Origin of the sequence: Corallococcus sp. AS-1-6, assembly GCF_020037015.1 — a bacterium.
GTDB lineage: Bacteria > Myxococcota > Myxococcia > Myxococcales > Myxococcaceae > Corallococcus.
This window is the reverse complement of the sequence record NZ_JAIQDE010000042.1, coordinates 1-15762: the sequence shown is the minus strand read 5'-3', so window position 1 is coordinate 15762 and position 15762 is coordinate 1. Positions and strand designations below refer to the sequence as shown.

The following is a 15762-nucleotide window of genomic DNA, read 5'->3' as shown; positions in this document are numbered from 1 at the left end:
TCAACCGGGGGGCCCGCGGGAGCCCGCCCCGGCGCAGGGTGCCGCGCCCGAATGTCCACCCATGGACACCGCGGGGAGCAGCCTGGGGTTACTCCTGACCCGAGCGGGGCTTCGCCTTGCTGGGTTTGAGCATGTTGCGGATCTTGTTCTCCAGGTCCTGGGGCAGGCAGGGCTTGGCGACGAACTCGTCCGCCCCCACGGACAGGGCGTGCTCGGCGTTGCCGGCGAGCACGTGGCCGGTGAGGGCCATCACGGGGATGTCGCGGGTGCGGGTGTCCTGCTTGATGCGCCGCGTCGCCTCCCAGCCATCCATGACGGGGAGGGACAGGTCCATGAGGATGATGTCCGGCTCTCCCTCCTGGGCCTTCTCGACGGCCTCCAGGCCGTTCTTCGCGGTGTCCACCTCAAACCCGCAGAACTCCAGGTATTCGGCGTACATCTCGCGGGCGTCGTCGAAGTCGTCGACGACGAGGACGCGCTGCTTGGCGTTCACGGGAGCGGGCCCACCGCTCGCGGTTGGCTCACCCTCTGGAGATGTCAGGACCGCGTTCTTCATGGAGCAGAGGCCTCGCATGTAGGGGAGGGGCGGAGCGAATCTAAACACGTCCACCGAAAAGCGCCCGTTCTCACAAGTTTTCCCTGGACGTCTCCCAGGGTAGGTCCGCTGTCCGCCGGGCGACAGGGACACAGCGGACGACAGTGTAGGTGGGCGGAGGGACTGGGGGTGGGGGTCAGTGGTTGAGGCGATACACGTGGACCTTCGCGCCATCCGAGAACAATGGAGCAGTCCCTTCAAGCCACGTGAGGAGCGGCTCGTCGTCCGCGACCATTCCGAGCATCGGGCGGCTGTAGGGGATCATGCCGGGTGACGGATTCAAGATCCCGCCAAGCGCCTCCCATTGAGTCCCGTTCCACCGTCGCACCTGGCCCTTGCCAGACCTGTTGGCATCGGTTCCCACCGAACCATGGAGCACCACGACAGGGCGCCCCTGGGTGTCCAGCTTCACCGAAGTCACGGTCGTGCTGTCCACACCCGGCAGAGCCTCCAACGCGCCACCCCACGGCTCCCAGGCGCTTCCCGTCCACTTCTGCAGGAGAGTCCTTGGCTTTCCCGTGAGCGTATCCAATGTCGCCACCAGCGGAGCATTGCCGGCGTCGAACGACAGGGCCGTCGAACGGCCTGACAAGGTGGATCCGATGTCCTGCCACGCGGTTCCAGTCCACCGCATCGCGGTGTTCGAGGGAACTCCTCCAATCTGCTCTCTCAACACCACGAATGGATATCCCTGGCCATCGACATCCATGAAGAAGGAGTCCACGACCGAGTTCACTCGCAGCTCGATGGCGGCCCCCAACTGCCCCCAGGCTCCGTCGCGCCATTGGCGGACGTAGATGCGATTCCACCCCGTGCCAACCTCATGGGTCGCGAGGGTGAGAGACGAGTGAGCGCCCTGAGCAAACCGCCAATCCGGCACATAGGTCGTCTGCGAGACGGGCGTCAACGCGGCGCCAACAGGTTCGAAGGCCTGCCCATTCCAGCGGCGGACGAACCATTGGATGTCATTGACATCTGGGTTCTCGAACCACGCGAGCGTTGGACTTCCGCCTGCATCTACCTGGAGCGTTCCCTGATAGGCATTGACAGGCCTACCCGAACTCAGTGGCGTCCCGATGACCTCCCAGGAGGTTCCTGTCCAACGACGAACGTGAACCTTGAGTGTCTCTCCCGCGCCCCCGGTCCACGCAACCATGGGGCGCAGGTCCGCTCCCATGCCAAATGAAGTGCTCTCGACGTAGGATTGAGTGGACGAAGCAGTGAGTGACGTCCCCAGGTGAAGATACGCGGGCACGAACCACGACCAACCCCTGGGTACCGCGTCGAGCCGGTTTCCGGCGAGATCGACGACCGTATCCGCCATCACCACCCGGACCTGCTGATTGACCGGTAGCGGCGAAGTCGGGCGCAGGGTCAAGGTTGTTCGATCCTCCGACAGAATAACCGTCGCCTCCAAACGCTCGGTCTCCGTCATGAGTTGTATCGACTGTCCATTCACGGTGGCCGGGTCCAAAGGTTCCGAGAAGCTGGCTTCAATGGGCGCCAGGACCGAAACCTCAAAGGCACCATGGGCGGGCACCTGGGCAACCATGCGTGGCTTCGTCCGGTCCACCAGCACCTGGCGCGGGGCGCTCAAGAACTCCTGTTCCCCTCGGAGCGCGCGGATGACGAACGCATGCGGTCCCTCTGAAATGGATTGGGTCTCCCAATCCAGGACGAAGGGTTCTTCCAAGGCAGAGACAGCGGTTCCATCCACGAGCAGTTCCACACGGTCCGGGGCAGCCCCCGTCAGTCGAACCTGGAGCCTCGCGGTGCTTCCGACCTGTGCCCCTTCCATGGGTGACACCCATTGGATGCCAATCGGCTCCTGCTCCTGCGGGTCCGTTCCTGCGTCACTGCCTGGAGGCGTCTCGGGTGGGACAGCGAGGTCAGGAATCTCGATGCATGCCACAGGCATGAGCAGCATCGCCATCCAGATGAGGCTGAGATTTTTCATGGTGACGCGGCTGAGCAAGAAGGAGTCCATCCGGAAGTGGACCCGCTCCGTATGCATCCTCGGCATGTTGCGCGTCCAGCGACGCTGGGACACGTCTCCATTCAAGACGGGAGGATCCCATCTCGGGGACAGCTTGAAACGAAGATGCCCCCGCGAAGCATGGGCTTCACGGGGGCATCCAGGAGGAGTCAACCTCCTACGTCAGGCTGACGCAGCAAGGCTCAAGGGTTAGTTGGGCAGGGGCGGCGGGGGCTGCTGGATGATGCCCGTCAGCTCCAGGTCCGCGTTGATCGGCTGGCCCCAGATGGACTCGTAGACGTCATTGGTGCCCAGGACGGGCGCCAGGTTGCTGAACACCACCTGGACACGCATCCGGTCCACGCCGACGAGGGCGTTGCCGTTGTAGATGAAGGAATAGCGGGTGCTGTACCCGGACGGCTGGATGCCAAACACCGGCAGTTCGGCCGGCGTGCGCGTCTGGATGGGCCTCGTCGGCTCGGCCATCTCCAGGGGGAAGCCCTGGCCACTGTTGTTGCCAATCTCACCGTAGGAGTTGCCACCCGTGCCGCCGACGCCGTCGATGTCGGCACCCAGGAGGACCTGGACGGACTGGCCGACCTGCTTCGCGATGGGCGCGCTGAAGGACACGTACACGGTCTCACCGGCATTGAGCTGGAACGCACCAACCGCCGGCGGCCGCTCGGTCTCCTGGTACCGCATCTCCGCGATGGTCAGCGCTCGCGGCGCGGACTGGTCGCCGCCGAAGAAGAAGCCCGTGCGGCTGTAGTTGCTGCCACCCTCGGCGGCCACCGCGCGCACGAAGATGTTGTACTCCTTGCCCTCCTGCACGATGCCGTTGCCCGGGGTGATGGTCGCCGAGTAACCGCCGACGTTCACATTCGCCGTCACCGGCAGGGACTCCTTGGCGTACTCGTCCGTCAGGCGCACGAACACCGAGCCCGGCTGCACCGGCTGGTTGAAGTACACGTAGATGGGCTCGCCAGGACGCACCATGTTCCGGAGCGGATCCACCTCCGCGGCGCCCTTCAGGCTGGACACGTTGCCACCCTCGATGGTCAGCGCTCCCGCGCCCGACGGCTTCGAGTAGGCCAACTGCGCCAGCGTCGTGGCCTGCGTGCCCACGATGGAGCCACCCGAGTAGCTCTTCGTGTAACCGCCCGTGTCCACCACGCCGTCACCGTTGGTGTCCAGCGGCGCGATCCACAGGTTGTACGAGCCGTTCAGGCGCGCCAGCTCCACGCCGGAGGGGATGCCGTTGAAGGTCAGGATGCCGTTGGAGTCCGCCGTGGACTCCACGTAGACCTTGCTCACCACCGAGTTGGCCTGGTCGTAGTTGCTCAGGATGACCGAGCCCGCCCGGTCCACTTCCAGCACGCCCTTCGCGCCCACCGCCGGACGGCCCTGCGGCGTCACCACCGTGACGGCCAGCGAGCCGTTCAACTGCGTCAGCGTCACCGGGCCGAAGCTCGCGTTGCCGTTGTTGATGGGCACCGTGCCCGCGGACGACGGCACCGTGGAGGTCGCGCGCAGCGTCGAGTAGCCGCTCTTGCTGAACGTCAGCAGCACCTGCGCGCCCGCCGGCACGTCCGTCATCACGAAGTTGCCGCTGGCGTCCGTCGTCGCCGACTTGCCCGTCGGCTGGCTGCCAATCGTCATCGCGACCGTGACGTCCGCGATCGGCTGCAGCGTCGTGCTCAGCACCTGGCCCGACACCGTGCCCTTCGGCGTGGAAGGCACCACCACCGACACGTTGTTCGGGTCCCGGATACCGTCCGCGACACCATCATTGTCCGCGTCAGTCGGGTCACCGCACCCCCAAGCCAGCAGCGGCAACACGGCCATCAGCACATGCTTCTTCATCGTCCCCACCTTGAATTTATGACGGAATTTTCACGCCCCAGACGCTCCAAAAGGGCGGAAATCGGACACTCCCCGACCCAGCCCCACGCCGTCAAGGTGGGGTGATTTATACCCAAGGGCTTCCAAGCGCCCCGGACTAGGATGACTCGCCATGTCAGACATCAACGACCCCTGCCTGGGCTGCGCCATCGTCCGTGGGGAGGTCCACCCACCGGGTGGCGTGCTCGCGCGGGCGCCCGGGCTCGTGCTCCACGGGGTGGCGTCCCCCAGCCCCGTCCCGGGCTGGGTGGTGCTCACCAGCGAGCAGCACGTGCGCGGCTGGTATGACCTGGACGAAGCGGCCTCGCGGGAGCTGGGCCCGTTCGCCGCCCGGGTGATGCGCGCCCAGCGCGAGGTGCTCGGCGCAGAGCACGTCTACGCCTTCGCCATTGGGGACGTGCTGCGCCACTTCCACCTGCACCTCGTCCCCCGCTTCGCGGACACCCCGTCCCACCTCCGGGGTCGGGGCGCCTTCGACGCGGCCCCGGCGGAGCACCTTCCGCCGGAAACGCTGGAGGCCGCGGCCCGGCGGCTGGCGGCGGCGCTCGCCCGCTGACCCACGCCGGGCGTGCGGCGCACGTCAGGGCCGGCCAGTGTCATGGACCTGACACCGTATCGGGGGAAGAATGCAGGCGTCCTCATGCGTGCATTCCCCCTCGGCCCCTGGCTGCTGTCCCTCTGGCTCCTCACCGCCGGTCCCGCGCTCGCGGACAACAACGCGGACGAGGCGGACATCGCCTTCGAGTTGGGCAACGACGCGTACTCGCACGGCAACTACACGGAGGCGCTGCGCTCGTACTTCACCAGCTACCGGCTGGTGCCCAACCGCAACGTCCTCTTCAACATCGCGCGCTGCTTCGAGGCCCTGGGCAAGTTCAACGAGGCGTACCGCTACTACAACGACCTGCTCGGCGAGGACCTGCCGGCCGAGGACGCCTCGGAGGTCTCCCGCTCGCTGGAGCGGCTGCGCCCCAAGGTCGCCCTGGTGCGCGTCACCACCAATCCCCGCGGCGCGGAGGTCTTCGTGGACCGCGCGGACCTGGGCAGCCGGGGCCGCTCGCCGCAGACGCTCGCGCTGTCGCCGGGCCGCCACAAGGTCCTGGTCCAGAAGTCCGGCTACCGCCCCACCGAGGCCAGCGTCACGCTCGTCCGCGGCCGGGAGGTGCCGGTGGACCTGGACCTGGCCCTCATCACCGGCATGGTGGACATCACCGGCGCCCCCGAGGGCGCGGAGGTGCGTGACAGCCCCACCGGCCCCGTCCTGGGCCGCATCCCCGCGAAGCTGCGCCTGTCTCCGGGCCAGCGCGTGCTGCACGTGCGCGCGCCCGGCCACGCGCCCGGCCAGTACGTCATCGACGTGCCCGCCGAAGGCACCCTGCCGCTCGCGGTCACCCTGACGGCCCAGACGGCGCCCAGCGGCCGCGTCGTCGTCACCGCCAACCACGACGGCGCCACCGTGCGCGTGGACGGCCGGCCCGCGGGCTTCACCCCCACCGTCGTCACCCTGCCGCAGGGCGAGCACGTGCTGGAGGTGGAGAGCCGCGACGTGCGCCCCGTGCGCCAGAAGGTCACCGTCGTCCCCGACCAGGAGGTGAAGGTCCACGCCACCCTGCGCTACGAGCCGCCCCCGGTGCGCGCCGCGTCCAAGCGCCTGTTGGCCGTGGACGAGGCCCCCGCCTCCACCACCGTGCTCACGCCGGAGGAGCTGCGCGCGTTCGGCTGGCGCACCCTGGCGGAGGCGCTGGCGGGCGTGCGCGGCTTCTTCCTCACCGACGACCGGACGTACACGTACCTGGGCGTGCGCGGCTTCTCGCCGCCGGGCGACCTCAACACGCGCATCCTCATCCTCTGGGACGGCCACGCGATGAACGACGTGTGGGCCGGCCAGGGCTACGCGGCGCACGACCTCAGCGTGGACCTGGAGGAGGTGGAGCGCATTGAAGTGGTGCGCGGCCCCGGCAGCGCGCTCTACGGCACGGGCGCGTTCTTCGGCGTCATCAACGTGGTGCCGCGCGAGTCGCTGGGCCTGGACCGGCGGCTGGAAGTCACCGGCGCCGTGGGCGCGCTGGGCGCCACGCGCTTGCACGCCACCACGTCCTGGGAGGACCCCCAGCGCTCCGTCCTCTTCAGCCTGGCGGGCATGAAGTCCCACGGCGCGGACACCACCCGCCTGGGCGACCCGGGGCCCATCGTCACCGGCCTGGACGGGGAGAAGGCCGGCACCGGTTCGCTGCGCGCGCGCCTGGGCAACCTGTCCCTGGTGGCCCAGTTGCACGGGCGCAGCAAGGACGTGCCCACCGCGCCCTATGGCACCGTGGTGGGCGCGCAGGGCACGCGCGTGCAGGACGTGCGCGGCTTCGTCGAGGCCAAGTACGAGCGCCCCCTGTCCGAGCGCTTCGTGCTGTCCCTGCGCGGCGCCCTGGACCTGAGCCGCTACAAGGGCCACTGGAACTACGGCGGCGACACCTCCGAGACGAACACCGACTCCGGGGCCGCGGACTGGCTCACCGCCGAGGGCCGCCTGCTGGCGGTCCTGTCCGAGGCCAACCGCCTCACCGTGGGCGTGGAGGGCCAGGCCCAACTGCGCGTGGACCAGAAGAGCGTGGGCCCCGCAGTGGCCGCGTCGCTGAACGCGCCGACGCGCTCGCTCGTGTCCGTGTACGCGCTGGACGAGTGGCGCCTGCACCCGCGCCTGAGCCTGTCCCTGGGCTTCCGCGTGGACAAGTACTCCGACCTGGACTCGCTGCCGCTCACGCCCCGGCTCGCGGTCATCGGCCGGCCGTATGAGCAGGGCCTCACCAAGCTCGTCATCGGCCGCGCGTTCCGCGCCCCCAACGTCTACGAGCTGTTCTACGAGGACAACCTCCTCACCCAGCGCCCCGCGAAGCAGTTGAACCCGGAGACCATCACCACCTTCGAGGTGGAGCACTCGCACGACCTGACGCACGAGCTGCGCGTGACGGTGGCGGGCTACCACAACCGCATCTCCCGGCTCGTCACGCTCACCACCGAGTCCCTGGCCACGCCCGCGTGCGGCACCCCGAGCGCGCCCACCCAGTGCCTGGTGTACGCGAACAGCTCCGGCGAGACGCTCGCGTGGGGCGCGGAGGCCGGGCTGCACTGGCAGCCGGGACGCTGGCTGCTGGTGGACCTGAGCTACTCCTACGTGACGCTGCGCAACGCCTCGCAGGACGTGGTGGAGGCCGCGCCCGCGCACCTGGCCTCCGGGCGCTTCCTCCTGCCCGTGGGCAACGGCGACATGCGCATCGCCACGCAGGCCACGTACCAGAGCGCCCGGGTGCCCGGCATCGCGGGCGCGGACAGCGGGGAGGCGCTGCTCGTGGGCTTCGGCGTGTCCGGGGACTACGGCCGGCTGCGCTACTTCGCGGGCGTGAACAACCTGCTCGACACGCGCTACACCTTCGTCGTGAGCGACGACGTGTCGGCCGGGCCCGTGCCGCAGTACGGCCGCACCTTCAACCTCCAGCTCACCGGCAGCTTCTGACAGACTTGCGCGCCATGAACGACCTCCGCTTCGACTTCATCGACCCCCGCCATCCGCTCTACGCGGGCGAGCTGGAGCTGCGCTTCCGCGTGCTGCGCGAGCCGCTGGGCCATGCCCGTGAGGACGTGAAGTTCCCCTTCGAGGACGACAGCCTCCACCTGGTGGCCCACGCGAACGGCGACGTGCTGGGCTGCGTGCTCTTCCACCCGGAGGACGCGCACGGCGGCCGGCTGTTCCAGATGGCGGTGTCCCCCTCCCTGCAGAAGAAGGGGCTGGGCGCGAAGCTGGTGCGCGCGCTGGAGGAGGAGCTGCGCACGCGCGGTTTCCGCCACGTGCACCTGCACGCGCGGGCCCCCGTCGTCCCCTTCTACGAGCGCCTGGGCTACGCGCAGTACGGCGAGCTCTACGAAGAGGTGGGCATCCCCCACCGGAACATGCAGCGCGACCTCTGAGGCCTCAGGTCGCGGGGGCGTGGGCCGCGGGCAGCCGGCGGCCGCTCCAGAGCACCACGACCAGCGCCGTGAGCGACATCGCCGCGCCCACCGCGCACACGCCCGGCCAGCCCGCGCGCGTCCAGGCCTCCATGCCCGCCCACGCGCCCGCGGCGCCGCCCACGAAGTAGGTCACCATGTAGAGCGTGTTGAGCCGGCTGCGGGCGTCCGGCCGCAGCGAGTACACCCGCGCCTGGTTGGCGATCTGATTCGCCTGCGCGCCCAGGTCCAGCAGCACCACGCCCAGCGCGATGCCCCACAGCGAGTGCCCCCAGAGCCACAGCACGCCGAAGGACGCCAGCAGCACGGCGATGGCCAGCGCGTTGATGCGCCGACCGACGCCCCTGTCCGCGAAGCGGCCCACCAGCGGCGCGATGGCCGCGCCCGCCACGCCCACCACGCCGAAGAGGCCCGCCACCTGCGCGTCGTAGTGCCCCGGCAGGGAGCGCAGGTAGAGCGCCAGCGTGGCCCAGAAGGCGCTGAACGCGCCGAAGGTCAGCCCTCCCAACAGCGCGTGCAGCCGCAGCACCGGCTCCGTGCGGGCCAGGTGGATGAGCGACCGCATCAACCGCGGATAGGGCATGGACGCCACGGGCGGCTGCGAGGGCAGCGTGAAGCGCAGCACCGCGCCCGTCACCCCCATCAGGCCCGCGGCCACGAAGAACATGGTGCGCCAGCCCAGGTGCGTGCCCACGAAGCCCGCCGCCGTGCGCGACAGGAGGATGCCGATGAGCAGCCCGCTCATCACCGTGCCCACCACGCGCCCGCGCTCCGAGGGCGCCGCGAGCTGCGCCGCGAAGGGGATGATCATCTGCGGCACCACGGTGGTGACGCCGATGGCGAAGCTCGCCGCCACCAGCACGTTCAGGCTGGGGGCGAGCCCCGCGGCCACCAGCGCCACGCCCACGCAGCCACACAAGAGGAGGATGACCTTGCGCCGCTCCAGGCTGTCCCCCAGCGGCACCAGGAACAGCATGCCCACCGCGTAGCCCACCTGCGTCAGCGTGGGCACCAGCCCCAGCGCGCTCCCGTCCGCGCCCAGCGTCCGGCCGATGTCTCCCAGCAGGGGCTGGTTGTAATAGAGGTTCGCGACGGTGACGGCGCCGGCCACCGCCATCAGCCAGACGAGCGAGGGACGGAGCGAAGCGGAGGGCGCGGGGTCGGAAGGCGTCTGCATGGCGGACGGCGCAACGGATATGCCCCGCCTGGACGCGCTTCAAGCAGGACGTGCGCGCCCATCACCGTCCGGCCGGGCAGGCCATGCGTGCCCCCCTTCCCCACGGGGCCCGCGCGCGGCAGGCTGCGGGCCATGCTTCGTTCCCTTCTGCTGTGCGCGGTGCTGGCCCTCGCGGGCTGTGGCGGTGACTCCTCCTCCGGCTCGGGCGACCCCGCGAAGGTGACCTACGCCGAGTCGCTGGGCGTGGACCTGTCCGCGATGAACAAGAGCGAGTCCGGCCTCTACACGCAGGACCTGGTCGTGGGCACCGGCAAGGAGGCCGTCAACAAGAGCTACGTGGTGGTCCACTACGCGGGCTGGTTGCCGGATGGCTCCATGTTCGACAACAGCCGCGCGCGCGGCAAACCCTTCGACTTCGTGGTGGGCCAGGACGACGTCATCAAGGGCTGGGACGAGGGGCTCGTCGGCATGCGCGTGGGCGGCAAGCGCCGGCTCGTCATCCCCTCCGACCTGGGCTACGGCTCGCGCGGCTCCCCGCCCGTCATCCCCAGCGACGCCGTGCTCGTCTTCGACGTGGAGCTGATGAACGTCTACTGACGCGCATCCCCGGACGCCGGTGGCGCCGGAGGCGAGCGCTTCCTGGGAATGGTGGAGCGCCCCTTCGGCCCCTTCAGCGCCACGCCCAGCAGCATCGTCGCGGGCAGCATCATGCCCAGCCCCTGCGTGAGGTCCTGCGGGGGATGGGTCACCACGCCCAGCACCATTCCGGCGAAGAGCAGGCCGCAGACGATGCGGAGGACAAGGGCGTTCACGGTCGGAGGCTCCCAGGCGGGCAGGGCCCGGTGGTTGGCGGCCGGAGCATAGCGCGCGGCGCCCCGCCGCGCCGTCCGTTAAGGTGGCCCCGTGAGCCCCCTCAAACGCTTCCAGCCCGGCTACGAACCGCCCGCCCGCTCGCGCGACGCCGCGCTCCTGTTCGCCGTGCGCGGCATGGACCTGCTCGTGTCCGAGCACGAGGGCCGCCTCGAGCTGCCCCGGGCCTCCGCCCTGCCGGAGGCCTCGGCGGGCGCCCACTTCCTGGGCATGCTCGACGACACGGACTGCTACGCGGCGCCCACGTCCGGGGACTTCACGCCGCCGGAGGGGCTGAGGTTCGTGCCCGCCCGCTCGCTCTACAAGCAGGTGGACGAGGCGACCTTCGCCGTGGCGGGCCGCGCGCTCTCCATCTGCGAGTGGGACCTGAACCACCGCTTCTGCGGCAGGTGCGGCGCGGCCACGCAACTGGTGCCCGGCGAACGCGCGCGCCGCTGCCCGGTGGACCACACGCCGTTCTACCCGCGCATCGCTCCGGCGGTCATCGTCCTCATCACCCGGGGTGACGAGATGCTGCTCGCGCGCAACGCGTCCTTCCCGGAGCCCTTCTTCAGCACCGTCGCCGGCTTCGTGGACGCCGGCGAGTCCCTGGAGGAGACGGTGCTGCGCGAGGTGAAGGAGGAGGTGGGCGTGGACCTGAGGAACGTCACCTACTTCGGCAGCCAGCCGTGGCCCTTCGGCCGCTCGCTGATGGTGGGCTTCATGGCCGAGTACGCGGGCGGCGACGTCGTGGTGGACGGCAAGGAGATCGCCGAGGCGCGCTGGTTCGGCGTGGACGACCTGCCGCGCATCCCGCCCCGCCTGAGCATCGCGCGCCACCTCATCGACACCTTCATCGACCGGGTGAAGGCCCGCCGGGCTTGACCCCCTCCCCCCAAGGGTGCGCTTGATGCGCCCCTTCGCACGCCATGCCTGCCGCACGCCCGCACATCGAGCCCCGCCGCGTCCCCACCGCCGACTCCGTCGTGGTGAAGGAACTCTACCTCTCCCTCCAGGGTGAGTCGTCCCACGCCGGCATGCTGTGCGGCTTCATCCGCCTCACCGGCTGCCACCTGCGCTGCTCGTACTGCGACAGCGAGTTCGCCTTCCACGGCGGCAGCCGCATGAAGAACGCGGAGGTCGTCCAGAAGGTGCTGGCCTGGAACACGCCCACCGTGGAGGTGACGGGCGGCGAGCCCCTGCTCCAGCCCGGCGTGTATCCGCTGATGGAGGCGCTGCTGGACGCGGGCCTCAAGGTGCTGCTGGAGACGAGCGGCGCCATCGACGTGCGGCTCGTGCCCCCGGCCGTCCATAAAATCGTGGACATGAAGACGCCGTCGTCCGGCGAGTGCGACCGCAATGACTACCGCAACCTCACGTCCATGAACGCCAACGACGAGCTGAAGATCGTCATCGGCTCACGCGTGGACTACGAGTGGGCGCGCGCGCTCGTGCAGGAGCACCAGTTGGGCAGGAAGCCCTACGGCGTCCTGTTCTCCACCATCTTCGACAAGCTCCACCCGCGCGAGCTGGCGGAGTGGATCATCGAGGACCGGCTGCCGGTGCGCTTCCAGCTCCAGATGCACAAGTACCTCTGGGACCCCAACGCGCGCGGCGTGTGACGCGCGCCCTCAGCGCCCCGGGGACAGCACGAAGACGGTGACCGCGCCCCACGCCAGGAGCCCCAGCAGGTTCAGCGCGGACAGGACGCGCAGCATGAGGGCGAAGCCCCGGTCGCCCACCTCTTCGCGGCGCCGCAGCTTGCGCGTGGAGATGATGGTGCCCGCCACCGCCGCCGCCAGCGTGCACGCCAGCTCCAGCAGCACCTCCAGCACCCCGTCCAGCGTCCCGTGGATGGACCACGAGAGCCGCGCCACGGGCGCGCCGAGGAACAGGAAGCCCGCGACGTTGGCGCCCAGCGCCAGCCGCACCGCGCGCGACGGGCGCGTGTCCTGGAAGCGCCGCTCGGCGCAGGGCGCGCAGTACGCCGTCTCCGCCAGCACCTCCGTGCACGCGCCGCACAGGTAGCCGCCGCAGCGCGCGCAGAGGGCCACCGCGGCCGCGTCCGGGTGCTGCCCACAGCGGGCACCGGTGGGGCTCGCGGTCATGGGCGGAGGCCTAGAAGCCGGGGGGCGGCATGCGGGCCGCGGCCGCCGCGATGCCGTGCGCGCCCATGCCCAGGAACACCGCCGTCAGCACGGTGCTGGCCACGAAGCCCGCCACGATGAGGTTCTTGCGCGGGTGCTCGAACTGGCTGAACGCGTAGACGAGCATGTAGCAGGGGATGAGCAGCACCATGACGCCCGTGCCCACGCTGCGGCGGAAGGCGTGCGTCAGCAGGAGGGCCGCGCACACGAGCGAGACGACCCCGAACAGGATGGCGAGTGGCAGGAGCGGCACACCCGTCCCCTTAGCATGCCTTCGCCCCTTTCGCGGCGGACGTGCGCATACTAAGGACGGCCCGCCGCCCACCCGCCGAGGAGGTCCCCCATGGCCATGCTCAAGACGTTCCTCATCTTCATCCTGGCCGGCACGCTGCTGGGAACCTTCGTCGCGTCGCTGGCGGCTCCCTCCTACATCGAGTGGAACAACAGCACGCCGCTCGCCACGCAGACCATGTGCAACCTGCCGGAGGTGGTGCGCAGCGTGACGGCATCGCTGATGCACTCGCAGCTCATGGGCGCGGGCATCGGGGCGGGCGTGGGCCTGGTGGCCGCCATCCTCTTCGCCGTGCGCGCCCGGAGCCGCGCGAAGCAGCGTCCGGGCTCCCCGCCGCCCGCGGCCACGGCCGCCTGAAGCCCGGCGGCGCTACTGCTGCTTCGGCAGGATGTAGAGCGCGGGCGACTGGCCCAGCAGCACGCCCCCGTTGTGGTCCTCCACCTCCACGTAGAGGTGGATGGGCTGGTTGGGGTCCTCCAGCGGCGCGGGCGCCGTCCAGGTGGGCGTGGCGATGTTGGGGTCGCTGAACACGCCGCCCGCGTTCGAGGGGTTCTGCGTCCAGCGGAAGAAGATCTCGTCGTCGTCCGCGTCCGTCACCTCCAACTGGAGCTGGATGACGGTGCCCTCCTCGAACTTGAGCCCGCCCGGCGTGGACGGCGAGCCCAGCGGGCGCGGTCCAGCGGTGATGACGGGCTGGTGGTTGGGCGCGCCGCACCCCACGCTCCCCAGACCCAAGGCAAGCAAAGCGAACATGAACGAGCGAGAACGCGACATGATCTTCCCCCAGCTAGGAACGGCCACACCCTAATTCGGCCCCCCGCGTCCCGTACACCCGCCCGGAGGCCCCGGCCGTTTCATCAGCAGGCGATGAAACACCCGCGGGCGCCGCGCCAACTGTCGCGAGGCGCGCATCCCGCGTCGTGAAGGGAACCCTTCCCGCCAACAAGCCCGGGGGACGTGCGTCAACGCCGTCCCGGGCGCCGCGCGAACAGCCGCAACTTGTCCGCGCGCGTCAGCCGCTTGATGGCGGCCTCGCGGCGCAGGGCGGCGCTCCGGTCCGGGGCGGGCTCGCTCCACACCAGCGTCACCGGCAGCCGGGCCCGCGTGTACGCGGCGCCCTTGCCCCGGCCATGCGTGGCCAGGCGGCGCTCCAGGTTGTTGGTGGCGCCCGTGTAGAGCGTGCCGTCACGGCAGCGCAGCATGTACACGGTCCAGGCGGTGGGCAGGGCTTCCGACACGGCGAGCCCCACTCTACCGCCAGGACCGCGCCCCTCAGGAAGGCTTCTGCCCGCCCCCACGCCTGCCGTGCAGGCGCGCCAGCCGCCGCGTCCGGGTGCGCACCGCGTGCGTCTTGCGAACGCGCGCCATGACGTCCGACACCTGCGCCAGCGGATCCGTCCGCCACCCCGCCAGCACCTGGGTTTCGTGCACCACGCCCACCAGGCTGCCCCCTGCCCCCACCACCCCCACCACCTGCACGTGGTGCCGCTCCATCACCTTCAAGGCTCCCAGCAGTGTGTCTGTGGGAAAAACTGTGGCGATGAAGGACGACAACACTTCCCTGAAACCCCGGCCCTGCCCCATTTCCACGACCTCCCCGCGATGGACGCACATCCCCTGCAACTGTCCTGCCGTTCCATCCACGGCCCTGTGCGACACACCGGCATCGGCCGGGCGACGGGCATAGACTGAAGGCGTGACATCACGACAGGCATCGGCACCCCGGTTGAGCCGGATGGCGGACCTCTTCACCAAGGCGGTGGAGCGGAGCAAGGAGGGGTTGCTGACCCTCTCATTCAAGCCGGACGAGCTGTACCGGGTGCCCACGGACGACGGAGCGGCCATCGCGCTGGGGCGCTACCACCCTCGGGGGGAGCGCCGGTTCGCGGAGCCCGTCCTCCTGTGCCACGGGCTGGGAGCCAACCGCTTCCACATGGACTTCAACGAGCAGTACAGCCTGGCGCGCCACCTGGCGCGGGCGGGGTTCGAGACCTGGGTCATCGAGCTGCGCGGCCGGGGGCTCGCCGGGGCGTGCGCGGACTGGAACTTCGACGACCAGGCCGAGCATGACGTGAGAACGGCTTTGCGCACCGTGATGTCCACCGGTGCCCAGCAGGTGCTGTGGGTGGGCCACTCCAAGGGCGGCCTGATGCTCTACGCCCACCTGGCGAAGAACCCCCAGGCGCCGGTGAAGGCGGCGGTGTCCCTGGGGGCGCCCTTCACCTTCGCGGTGCAGCCGGGCCTGCGCGCGTTCGTGCAGCGGATGGAGCCCCTGCTCAAGCTCAAGGTCATCCCCACCCGGCGCGTCACCAGCATCGCCTTCTTCGGGGCGCCGCCGGGGCCGCTCACCCGGTACATGATGCTGGCGGACAACATGGATCCGCAGGTGGTGCGCTGGGCGCTGGCCAACGTGCCGGCGGACGTGGCCGGGGGCGTGGGGCGGCAGTTCGCCCGGTGGATCACCACCAGCCAGTTCACGACGTTCGATGGCGGCTTCGACTACCGCGAGCCGCTCGCCGGGGTGAGGATTCCGTTCCTGCTCATCGCCGGCAGCCGGGACCTGCTCGCGCCGCCGCTGGCGGTGGCCCGGGCGAAGGAGCACCTGGGCGGCCCCGTGAAGATGCTGGTCGCCGGGCGCGGCCACGGCTTCGCGGCGGACTACGGCCACGCGGACCTGATTCTGGGCCGCAAGGCGCCGGACGAAATCTTTCCCCAGGTGGAGGCCTTCCTGGCCTCCAACGCCACGCCGCTCTAGGGGGTGTCCCTAATTAGCTGAAGAAAGGTGCTGGAGGCCGAGCGGCCGCCAGCACCGTGGTCAGGGCTGAGCTT

At 70.0% G+C, this 15762-nt stretch carries 18 protein-coding genes; 8 read left to right on the top strand and 10 right to left on the bottom strand.

Features of this window, described 5'->3' with window-relative positions:
* Positions 1–88 precede the first annotated feature (88 nt).
* From K8612_RS36165 to K8612_RS36155, 3 genes are all read right to left on the bottom strand, one after another.
* Positions 89–556: a response regulator gene (locus K8612_RS36165; protein WP_171421672.1), complete on the bottom strand. Its 468-nt coding sequence runs from the start codon at positions 554–556 to the stop codon at positions 89–91.
* A gap of 175 nt (positions 557–731) precedes the next feature.
* Positions 732–2582, bottom strand: coding sequence for an Ig-like domain-containing protein (locus tag K8612_RS36160; protein WP_223765588.1), 1851 nt, complete (start codon positions 2580–2582; stop codon positions 732–734).
* Positions 2583–2780: 198 nt separating this feature from the next.
* A complete protein-coding gene (locus K8612_RS36155) occupies positions 2781–4433 on the bottom strand; it encodes a carboxypeptidase-like regulatory domain-containing protein (protein ID WP_223765587.1) in 1653 nt (550 codons plus the stop codon).
* Between the two features lie 151 nt (positions 4434–4584).
* On the opposite strand from K8612_RS36155, the gene K8612_RS36150 reads away from it, so the two are divergent.
* The 3 genes from K8612_RS36150 (at position 4585) to K8612_RS36140 (ending at position 8429) form a co-directional block, all read left to right on the top strand.
* Complete coding sequence (locus tag K8612_RS36150; RefSeq protein WP_223765586.1) at positions 4585–5028, top strand: HIT family protein; 444 nt, start codon at positions 4585–4587, stop codon at positions 5026–5028.
* Positions 5029–5112: 84 nt separating this feature from the next.
* A complete protein-coding gene (locus K8612_RS36145; RefSeq protein WP_223765585.1) occupies positions 5113–7977 on the top strand; it encodes a TonB-dependent receptor domain-containing protein in 2865 nt (954 codons plus the stop codon).
* 14 nt (positions 7978–7991) lie between these two features.
* Positions 7992–8429 (top strand): GNAT family N-acetyltransferase, encoded by a 438-nt coding sequence (locus tag K8612_RS36140; protein ID WP_223739517.1) that lies wholly within the window; start codon positions 7992–7994, stop codon positions 8427–8429.
* A gap of 4 nt (positions 8430–8433) precedes the next feature.
* On the opposite strand, the gene K8612_RS36135 is transcribed toward K8612_RS36140, so the two are convergent.
* A complete protein-coding gene (locus K8612_RS36135; RefSeq protein WP_223765584.1) occupies positions 8434–9645 on the bottom strand; it encodes an MFS transporter in 1212 nt (403 codons plus the stop codon).
* Positions 9646–9777: 132 nt separating this feature from the next.
* On the opposite strand from K8612_RS36135, the gene K8612_RS36130 reads away from it, so the two are divergent.
* Entirely contained in the window at positions 9778–10242 is a 465-nt protein-coding gene (locus K8612_RS36130) for an FKBP-type peptidyl-prolyl cis-trans isomerase (RefSeq protein ID WP_223739519.1), read from the top strand.
* On the opposite strand, the gene K8612_RS36125 is transcribed toward K8612_RS36130, so the two are convergent.
* A complete protein-coding gene (locus K8612_RS36125) occupies positions 10236–10457 on the bottom strand; it encodes a hypothetical protein (protein ID WP_223739520.1) in 222 nt (73 codons plus the stop codon). The two genes, K8612_RS36130 and K8612_RS36125, sit on opposite strands and share 7 nt — an antisense overlap.
* Positions 10458–10548: 91 nt before the next feature.
* On the opposite strand from K8612_RS36125, the gene nudC reads away from it, so the two are divergent.
* Both nudC and K8612_RS36115 read left to right on the top strand, forming a co-directional pair.
* Positions 10549–11379, top strand: a complete 831-nt coding sequence (gene nudC / locus K8612_RS36120) for an NAD(+) diphosphatase (RefSeq protein ID WP_223739521.1) — start codon at positions 10549–10551, stop codon at positions 11377–11379.
* 44 nt (positions 11380–11423) lie between these two features.
* On the top strand, positions 11424–12116 hold the full coding sequence (locus K8612_RS36115; RefSeq protein WP_223765583.1) for a radical SAM protein: 693 nt from the start codon (positions 11424–11426) through the stop codon (positions 12114–12116).
* A gap of 9 nt (positions 12117–12125) precedes the next feature.
* On the opposite strand, the gene K8612_RS36110 is transcribed toward K8612_RS36115, so the two are convergent.
* Both K8612_RS36110 and K8612_RS36105 read right to left on the bottom strand, forming a co-directional pair.
* Positions 12126–12602, bottom strand: coding sequence for a hypothetical protein (locus tag K8612_RS36110; protein ID WP_223765582.1), 477 nt, complete (start codon positions 12600–12602; stop codon positions 12126–12128).
* A gap of 10 nt (positions 12603–12612) precedes the next feature.
* Entirely contained in the window at positions 12613–12894 is a 282-nt protein-coding gene (locus K8612_RS36105) for a hypothetical protein (RefSeq protein ID WP_120562529.1), read from the bottom strand.
* Positions 12895–12984: 90 nt separating this feature from the next.
* On the opposite strand from K8612_RS36105, the gene K8612_RS36100 reads away from it, so the two are divergent.
* Positions 12985–13290, top strand: coding sequence for a hypothetical protein (locus K8612_RS36100; protein ID WP_223739524.1), 306 nt, complete (start codon positions 12985–12987; stop codon positions 13288–13290).
* A gap of 12 nt (positions 13291–13302) precedes the next feature.
* Here K8612_RS36100 and K8612_RS36095 read toward each other — a convergent pair whose 3' ends face one another.
* The 3 genes from K8612_RS36095 to K8612_RS36085 all read right to left on the bottom strand — a co-directional run bounded on the left by K8612_RS36095 (position 13303) and on the right by K8612_RS36085 (position 14517).
* On the bottom strand, positions 13303–13707 hold the full coding sequence (locus K8612_RS36095; protein ID WP_223739525.1) for a hypothetical protein: 405 nt from the start codon (positions 13705–13707) through the stop codon (positions 13303–13305).
* Between the two features lie 188 nt (positions 13708–13895).
* Positions 13896–14135 carry a GIY-YIG nuclease family protein gene (locus tag K8612_RS36090; protein ID WP_223739743.1) on the bottom strand — a complete coding sequence of 80 codons (240 nt, stop codon included), beginning with the start codon at positions 14133–14135 and terminating at the stop codon, positions 13896–13898.
* Between the two features lie 70 nt (positions 14136–14205).
* Positions 14206–14517: a CBS domain-containing protein gene (locus K8612_RS36085; protein ID WP_223739744.1), complete on the bottom strand. Its 312-nt coding sequence runs from the start codon at positions 14515–14517 to the stop codon at positions 14206–14208.
* Positions 14518–14668: 151 nt separating this feature from the next.
* Between K8612_RS36085 and K8612_RS36080 the strand changes: the two genes are divergently transcribed.
* Positions 14669–15688 (top strand): alpha/beta fold hydrolase, encoded by a 1020-nt coding sequence (locus K8612_RS36080; RefSeq protein WP_223765581.1) that lies wholly within the window; start codon positions 14669–14671, stop codon positions 15686–15688.
* The last annotated feature ends 74 nt before the right edge of the window (positions 15689–15762 follow it).